6 protein-coding genes are annotated in these 7,201 nt (G+C 66.4%); 3 read left to right on the top strand and 3 right to left on the bottom strand.

The window, feature by feature from the left end; genetic code table 11:
- The first annotated feature begins 193 nt into the window (after positions 1–193).
- Positions 194–517, top strand: a complete 324-nt coding sequence (locus tag Tchar_RS04510) for a hypothetical protein (RefSeq protein ID WP_144327886.1) — start codon at positions 194–196, stop codon at positions 515–517.
- Positions 518–713: 196 nt separating this feature from the next.
- Here the strand turns inward: Tchar_RS04510 and Tchar_RS04505 are convergent, their stop codons facing one another.
- Complete coding sequence (locus Tchar_RS04505) at positions 714–1,625, bottom strand: LysR family transcriptional regulator (protein WP_144327885.1); 912 nt, start codon at positions 1,623–1,625, stop codon at positions 714–716.
- A gap of 112 nt (positions 1,626–1,737) precedes the next feature.
- Here Tchar_RS04505 and Tchar_RS04500 point away from each other — a divergent pair, with 112 nt between their 5' ends.
- Together Tchar_RS04500 and Tchar_RS04495 are read left to right on the top strand one after the other, a co-directional pair.
- Complete coding sequence (locus Tchar_RS04500) at positions 1,738–3,249, top strand: CoA-acylating methylmalonate-semialdehyde dehydrogenase (protein WP_144327884.1); 1,512 nt, start codon at positions 1,738–1,740, stop codon at positions 3,247–3,249.
- Between the two features lie 57 nt (positions 3,250–3,306).
- Positions 3,307–5,013, top strand: a complete 1,707-nt coding sequence (locus Tchar_RS04495; protein WP_144327883.1) for a GMC family oxidoreductase — start codon at positions 3,307–3,309, stop codon at positions 5,011–5,013.
- Between the two features lie 369 nt (positions 5,014–5,382).
- Here Tchar_RS04495 and Tchar_RS04490 read toward each other — a convergent pair whose 3' ends face one another.
- Both Tchar_RS04490 and Tchar_RS04485 read right to left on the bottom strand, forming a co-directional pair.
- Complete coding sequence (locus Tchar_RS04490; protein WP_144327882.1) at positions 5,383–5,682, bottom strand: flagellar basal body protein; 300 nt, start codon at positions 5,680–5,682, stop codon at positions 5,383–5,385.
- 99 nt (positions 5,683–5,781) lie between these two features.
- A complete protein-coding gene (locus Tchar_RS04485) occupies positions 5,782–7,077 on the bottom strand; it encodes a solute carrier family 23 protein (protein ID WP_144327881.1) in 1,296 nt (431 codons plus the stop codon).
- Between the last annotated feature and the right edge of the window lie 124 nt (positions 7,078–7,201).

Below are 7,201 nucleotides of genomic sequence, written 5' to 3'. Positions count from 1 at the left end.
GAGGCCCACGAAAGGGGCTTCTGGAGCGGAAAATAACTCAAAATCTGCCCCTGATCCCGTCATGTGAAACAAAGTCTACCATCACCGCGTCCTCTGGAACGAATAGGCTGGGTTGTGCAGAGGTTTCCTAATGTTGTCTCAACCTCGTTCACGTGCTATAACACCGACTTAGGCGGCTCTGCGCAGTGCACATATGAATCCATCTGTCGATATCTTGGAAGGGCGTCTGGACCAGATCCCGTATGCGCATATTCGAGCGCGGCTGGTCGAGTTGAAAGACAATCCGCAAGCCTTGCTGGAGTACGTGGACGGTTTGTTGTTGGATACCCGGGACGGGCAAAGAAGGGGGTTCGATGTCAACACCGCCTCGGTATTGCTGTCGATCAAGTTGGATCTGACCACACGATTGCGGTCTGACATAGGCGCTTGGCCAGGGACGTCAGAGCCTGAATTTATCATCGCCAACGCCAAACCGACAGACAGTTACGCTCCGGCGCCGCTGCCGAAGAAATGGTAGCGAGGCGGCAATCGGTCCCATGGGGCGTGGCTTACAAACGAACCGCGCCCAGCGCGGTCGTTAGCATCGGTCGTCCGACATCTTCGGTGGTTTTTGGTGTCAAAAATGAGCTGCCTCTCCCGGTTTGGCACATCCAATCAGGCAATCTCCTTATGCGGTCTCGGCGGAACTGACGAGCGCCACGGCGCTTCCTTGATCACGACACGTCGCTTCCACCGCCCCACACCGGTTCCAAGGCGGCCCAGGCCGTGGCGATGGGCGGCTCAGCGGCGCGCTCGCGCAACGCGATAAAAGTCAGCTCGCAGCTCAGCCAGACGCGATCGGCCACGACCAAGCCGCGCGCCTGCGCCTCGCGGATCGCCACCGCGTCGCGCACCAAACTCAGGCCGACGCCGGAGCGCACCAAGTCGAGCATCGACGCTTCCTGATCCACCAGCGCCACACGGCGCACCCGTACACCCAGCGGCGCCAGCGTGCGCTGCAGCAAGCGGTGATGCGCCGACTCGGGTGGGGTTTCGATCCACGGCAAGGCCGCCAGGGCCGCCCAGTCGGCACCGCGCACCTGTGGCTCCCAGCCCGTTGGCGCCAGCACGCGATAGGTAAAAGTCGTCAGGCGCCGCACCCGGTAACGATCGGTGACGCCGCGGTCCACATTGGGGTTCCCCAGGTAGTAGCCGACGTCGTGGGCGCCGGCGTCCAGGCGCTGCAGCACCTCACCGCTCATGCCTTGGCGCAAGACGGTTTGCAGGTGCGGTGCCGTCTCCACCAGCTCATGCAAAAAGGCCCCCAGGCGCGTGAATTCGGGATCCAAAATGGTGCCGATGGACAGCGTCCCGCGCACTTGCTGCCGCAAGCGCTGCGCGGCGGCCCAAAATTCGCGCTGGGCCGCCAGTGCGCGGTCGGCCAAGGGCAGTAACGCAGCGCCGTCCGGCGTCAAGCGCATGCCGCGCGCGGTGCGCTCGAACAATCGCACCCCCAGGCGTTCCTGCAGCCCTTTGAGCTGCAAGCTGACCGCCGGCTGGGTCAGGTGCAATTGCTGCGCGGCACGCGACAGGCTGCCCTCGCGCGCTACGGCAACGAAGGCTTTGAGAGCGGTGGCGTCTGACATGACATCAGATTTTCTTATACCTTACTTTTGAAATTCTGGCTTGCTCATGGGTGCTAGCACCGCTAGAGTGCGCTGTATTGCTTAGATCCATCACGTTGCCTTACATCTTTCCATGAGCGATCTCCCCTTCATCGGGCACCACATCGGCGGCCAGCGGCTGGCCGACGCCAGCCGCGTGCAAGACGTCACCAACCCCGCCACCGGGGCGGTCACGGCACACGTGGCGCTGGCCGACGCCGCCACCGTGGACGCCGCCGTTGCCGCGGCCCGCGCCGCCTGGGCCGCCTGGGCCGACACGCCGCCGATCCGGCGTGCGCGCATCCTGTTTCGGTTTTTGGAGCTGCTGCACCGCCACCGCGACGAGCTGGCGCGGCTGATCACGGCCGAACACGGCAAGGTATTCAGCGACGCGCAGGGCGAAGTCACACGCGGCATCGATATCGTCGAATTCGCTTGCGGCATCCCGCAATTGCTCAAGGGCGACTACACCGAGCAGGTCGCCACCGGTATCGACAACTGGACGGTGCGTCAGCCGCTGGGCGTGGTGGCGGGCATCACACCGTTCAATTTTCCGGTGATGGTGCCGATGTGGATGTTTCCGCTCGCGCTGGCTTGCGGCAACACCTTCGTACTCAAACCCAGCCCGATCGCCCCCTCGCCGTCGCTGCGCCTGGCCGAGCTGCTGCAAGAGGCCGGCCTGCCCGATGGGGTATTCAACGTGGTGCAGGGCGACAAGGTGGCGGTGGATGCACTGCTGACGCACCCGGACGTGCGCGCGCTGAGTTTCGTCGGCTCCACCGCGGTGGCCCAGCACGTCTACGCCACCGGAGCGCAGCACGGCAAGCGGGTGCAGGCGCTCGGTGGCGCCAAAAACCACCTGGTGGTGATGCCCGATGCCGACCTCGACCAAGCGGTGGATGCACTCATCGGCGCCGCCTTCGGCTCGGCAGGCGAGCGCTGCATGGCCATTTCGGTGGCGGTGCTGGTGGGTGAGGTGGCCGATCGGGTCGTGCCAGCGCTGGCCCAGCGCACGCGGGCGCTGAAGGTGATGGACGGCATGGAGCTACAGGCGGAAATGGGCCCGATCGTGACCGCCGCCGCGCGCGAACGCATTTGCGGCTACATCGCCGACGGTGTGCGCGAGGGCGCGCAGCTGCTGGTGGATGGCCGCACCTTCGATCCGGCCCAGGCCGGGCCTGGCTGCGCGGGCGGCTTTTGGCTGGGCGGCACGCTGTTCGATCACGTCACGCCGTCGATGCGCATCTACCGCGAGGAGATCTTCGGCCCGGTGTTGTCCTGCGTACGGGTACCGGACTTTGCCAGCGCCGTGCAGCTGATCAACGACCACGCCTACGGCAACGGCACCGCCTGCTTTACCCGCGACGGCCACACCGCGCGCGAATTCGCGCGCCGCGTGCGCGTGGGCATGGTCGGCATCAACGTGCCGATCCCAGTGCCCATGGCCTGGCATGGTTTTGGCGGTTGGAAGCAAAGCCTCTTTGGCGACCTGCACGCTTACGGCGAAGAGGGGGTGCACTTCTACACCGCGCAGAAAAGTATCATGCAGCGCTGGCCGGAAAGCACGCCCAAAGGAGCGCAATTCGCCATGCCCACGGCCAGCTAACGGCCGCGGGGCCTTTTGCCACGCCACCGCCCCGCCTCCTCACGCACACGCTCTGCCATGGCTTTGCCCGACGCGCCCGTCGCCTCCGTCGAGGTGGACCACATCATTGTCGGCGCTGGTACCGCCGGCTGTCTGCTGGCCAACCGGCTCAGCGCCGACCGCCAGCGCCAGGTGCTATTGCTGGAGGCTGGCGGGCGCGACGACTATCTGTGGATCCACATTCCGGTCGGCTATCTGTACTGCATCGGCAACCCACGCACCGACTGGCTGTACCAGACCGAGCCCGACGCCGGGCTCAACGGTCGGCACCTGCGCTACCCGCGCGGCAAAGTGCTGGGCGGCTGCTCGAGCATCAACGGCATGATCTACATGCGCGGCCAGGCGCGTGACTACGACGCCTGGGCACGACACACCGGTGACGACGAGTGGTCGTGGGCGCGCTGCCTGCCCGACTTTCTGGCCCACGAAGACCACCACCGTTTGGACGCCGGCGCCGACGGTGCCGAAGCTGCCGAATGGGCACGCTGGCACGGCCACCACCGCCACGGCAGCACCGGAGAGTGGCGCGTGGAACGCCAGCGGCTGCGCTGGGACATCCTGGACGCCTTCGCGCAAGCCGCGCAGCAAGCTGGCATCCCGGCGTGCGCGGACTTCAATCGCGGCAACAACGAGGGCGTGGGTTATTTCGAGGTGAACCAGCGCCGCGGCTGGCGCTGGAACGCCGCCAAGGCGTTTTTACACCCGGTGCGTCAGCGCCCCAATCTGCGGGTGTGGACCCGGGCGCACGCGACGCGGCTGTTGCTCGCACGCGGCGCCGACGGCGCGCTGCGCTGCCACGGCGTGGAGGTGATCCACGCCGGCCAACGCGTGCAGGTACGCGCGCACCGCGAAGTGACGCTGGCCGCCGGCGCCATCGGCAGCCCGGCCCTGCTACAGCGCTCCGGCGTCGGACCAGCGACCTGGCTGCAGCCCTTGGGCATCGAAACCCTGGCCGACCTGCCCGGCGTCGGCGCCAATTTGCAAGACCATCTGCAGATTCGCGCCGTCTATCGGGTGCAGGGCACCCGCACCCTCAATACCCTGTCGGCCAGCCTGTGGGGGCGATTGCGCATCGGCCTGCAATATCTGCTCACACGCAGCGGCCCGATGAGCATGGCGCCCAGCCAACTCGGCGCCTTCACGCGCAGCCACCCCGATGCGCCCTGGCCGAATCTGGAATACCACGTGCAGCCGCTCAGCCTCGATGCTTTCGGCAAGCCCTTGCACCCCTTCGACGCTTTCACCGCCAGCGTGTGCCATCTCAACCCCAGCAGCCGTGGCACGGTGCGCATCCGCTCTCCGCGCTGGGAAGACGCCCCGGTCATCGCGCCGCAATACCTCAGTACCGAAGAAGACCAGCGGGTGGCGGTGCAAAGTCTGCGCCTGACGCGCCACATCGTCGCGCAACCGGCGCTGGCGCCGTTTCGGCCGCAAGAGGTCAAGCCAGGCGCGCAGCTGCAAGATGACGCCGAGCTGGTACGTGCCGCGGGCGACATCGCCACCACCATCTTCCACCCCGTTGGCACCACGGCGATGGGGCGCGACGACGACCCGCTGGCGGTCACCGATTCGCACCTGCGCGTGCGCGACGGCCGCGGCGGCCGCATCGGCGCGCTGCGCGTGGTCGACGCCGGCATCATGCCCACCATCACCAGCGGCAACACCAACAGCCCGACGCTGATGATCGCCGAGAAGGCCGCACGCTGGATCCTGCGCGAAACCTAGAGAAAGCCCCACCGCCCCCGTCGCCGTGCGCCCAAACTCGGGTTTATCCCTAGGGACGACAGGGAATTCGCCCCCTACAATGAGGGCACTGGAACGTCGGATCAGCCGTCAGCGCCCCATCAGGCCGGCGGACATGCGGACGCCAGAGGACCGAGGAGACAACGACCGCCCCACATCGGGCGCAGCGCCAGTTGCCCGGCGCACACCCACAGCAGCGTGCCCTCTATCCTGACCACAAACAGGGGCATGCACGCTGAATAACCCGAGCTTTGGGCACTGCTTCGCGGCAGTGCTTTACACACCGGCAGCTTTTCTGCTCCCGGTGTTTTTTGTTTCTCTCAGAGCGGCACGCCGGTGGGCGGTGGCTCATCAGCCCACAGCGTCGAGCAACTGCCCCAGCATGCGGTCGGTGGTCTGAAAGACACGCCAATTGGCCCCAAATGCGTTGGCGGCCATTTTTTGCTCGACCCACTGCGCCGTCCAATCGACACCGGGGGCGGGCAGCCGCTGCACCGTCGGCTCCACCCCGCCTTGCGGCAGCGCCCGGGCGCGCACGGCCAGCGGCGCGAAGCCCGCGGTGGACGCATTGGCCACGTTGTGCGCACTGATATCGAGGCGCAGCTGGGCCGTCTTCAAACCCGACAGCGCGGATGCGATCGCGGTATTCATGTCGTCAGTGTAGCGACGGGCGCGCCAGGATGCACGGCGCGGCGACGAGCGGCGCGGGACCGCCCCCACCCGATGGCCGCACCGCCGGCCCGCTGCCGCTCACCGCCCGCCAGCCGCGCCCCGACGCCCCAGCAGGGCGTACAAGGCGATGGCGCCAAAGGTCGCGGTGCCGATGCCACCGAGCGCGAAGTCGCCAAACGTGAGCGTGAAATCGCCGGTGCCCAACACCAGCGTGATCGCCGCCACCAGCAGGTTGCGGTTGTCGGAAAAGTCCACCCGGTTGTCCACCCAGATCTTGGCGCCGGCCACGGCGATCAAGCCGAAGACGACGATCGACACCCCGCCCATCACCGCCAGGGGGATGGCCTGAATCAAGGCCCCGAATTTGGGGCTGAAGCCCAGCAGGATCGCCATCACAGCGGCGACGACGAAAATCGCGGTGGAATAGATCTTGGTGGCGGCCATGACGCCGATGTTTTCGGCGTAGGTAGTGACCCCGGTGCCGCCGACGCTGCCGGCCACCACGGTGGCCAAGCCGTCGCCCATGAAAGCACGCCCCATGTAGCGGTCCAGGTCGCGCCCGGTCATCGCGGTGACGGCCTTGATGTGACCCAGATTTTCCGCCACCAGGATGATGGCCACCGGCGCGATCAGCAGCATCGCGTTGGCGCTGAACACCGGGGTGGCAAACTGCGGCAGCCCGAACCACGGGGCCTGCGCCACCCCAGACAAATCCAGCGGTTTGCCCAGTCCCAGCCCGTTGGCCAGTACGGCGTAGATCACACTGGCCACGATCAAGCCCATCAGAATGAGCAAGCGCTGCACCATGCCGCGTGTCAACACCGCCACCAGACCCACACAGACGAAGGTGATGGCCTGCATCCAGGCATCGAACGCCGTGGGCGCCATATTTTTGACCGGGATGTGCGCCAAGTTCAGGCCGATGACCGCCACCACCGACCCCGTCACCACCGGCGGCATGAGGCGTTCGATCCACCCAGTACCGATCGCCTGCACGACGGCGCCGATGAGAAAGTACAACACACCGCAGGCCACGATGCCGCCCAGCGCCACGCCGATGTTGGCATTCGGCCCTTGGCCAGCATAGCCGGTGGCGGCGATCACCACCCCGATGAAGGCAAAACTGGAGCCCAGATAACTGGGCACTTTGCCGGCCGTGACCAGAAAGAAAATCAGGGTACCGACGCCACTCATCAGCACCGCAACGTTGGGGTCGAAGCCCATCAAAATGGGGGCCAACACGGTGGCACCGAACATGGCGATGAGGTGTTGCACGCCCAGCAGCACGGTTTGTGGCCAGGGCAGGCGCTCATCGGGCGCGATGACGCCACCGGCGTGCAGCGTCGCATCCGACCGTTGGGTCCAGGTCAACATGGGTTCTCACTCCTCGTGGGTACAAATGGCCGCGATTGTGCCCGCACAGCGGGCAAGGCTGCAAGCCTGACGTCAGCTTGAGGCTGGGGCGCACGCCTGCATGCCCGTGCGGCTACGCCGCAGC

The sequence above is a fragment of the Tepidimonas charontis genome (genome assembly GCF_007556685.1).
Classification (GTDB): Bacteria; Pseudomonadota; Gammaproteobacteria; order Burkholderiales; family Burkholderiaceae_C; genus Tepidimonas; species Tepidimonas charontis.
This window is presented reverse-complemented; position numbering and strand designations above follow the sequence as displayed.